Origin of the sequence: Haloactinopolyspora alba, from assembly GCF_003014555.1 — a bacterium.
Taxonomy (GTDB): domain Bacteria; phylum Actinomycetota; class Actinomycetes; order Jiangellales; family Jiangellaceae; genus Haloactinopolyspora; species Haloactinopolyspora alba.
Window position 1 is genome coordinate 1 of record NZ_PYGE01000049.1, and the last position, 1,017, is coordinate 1,017.

Here is a 1,017-nt window from a genome sequence, read left to right on the forward strand (position 1 = left end):
CCGACGAGCTCGGGGTGTCGCAGATGCAGATCTCGCGGCTGCTGTCGCGGATCCTGCGGCAGCTGCGTCAGTCCATCGGCGTCACCGACGACGAGGCCGACGGACAGACGGAGCGCGCGGCCTGACACGGACCACAGGTAGGTCGCGGCGACGTCCGTGCCCCGCGCATCGACGACATGTCGTCACTGCTCAATGCGCCTTCATAGGTCACGGTGACGATCGAGGTTCCCTCGATCACGGAAACTGGTCAGCATCCTGCTCCCTTTCGTCGGGCCGTGCGATGGCGCTACCCGAGACGCTGAGCCGCATGCGCCGCGCGAGGCTGGAGTCGGTCACAACTGGGCTGACAAACGCTCGTAGAAGTCGCGAAGCCAGGGCACAACACCGCCACGCTGGGCGGAGTGTGCGGCATGCGGGCCTCCCGGTCGTCCTCCGGACAGCTCAGGGCCGTCAAGGCCGCAGGACTCACGGGGACCCCATTTGTGTCCCCATGGTTTGCGACTGTGCTGGCTACTTCCGTTTGCGGAAGAGCGTGGCAAGCGCGCGGAAGGGCAACGTCACCACCGTGACAATGGCATGTGCGATGGCGCGAACGACCGTCGCGATTGCAGCGGCGATGGTGCGAAGCACCTCGGCGATACGAGACATTGACGGCAACTACCCCGCATGCGTCGCGTGAAACATTGAGGTCATTTGGTGTGGGGTTGCCAGGTACGCCCACACGCCGACTGGACAGTCGTAGCCGACGCCCGCCAGCCGGATCCTCGAAGACGGAGTGCTCGGCGAAGCCAACAGCATCCGCCGGCGGATGCTGTGCGAACGCAGGGTGTGCGAGGACGCGGCGCATCCCAACGCTGCTGGACGACACTCCACCGCGCACGGGCAGGGCGGGCCGTGGTCGTGTGTCTTCCTGGTGTCGGCTGCTCAGAGCCCGTATTCCTCGAGGAGGCGGAGCCAGACCTCGCTCATGGTGGGGAAGCTGGGCACGGCGTGCCAGAGTCGGTCGATGGTGACCTC

Annotated in this window: 1 protein-coding gene; it reads right to left on the reverse strand. The window is 66.2% G+C overall.

Annotated elements, in window-relative coordinates; genetic code table 11:
- Window positions 1–510: 510 nt before the first annotated feature.
- On the reverse strand, window positions 511–618 hold the full coding sequence (locus CLV30_RS28000; RefSeq protein ID WP_420842025.1) for an LPFR motif small protein: 108 nt from the start codon (window positions 616–618) through the stop codon (window positions 511–513).
- Window positions 619–1,017 lie beyond the last annotated feature (399 nt).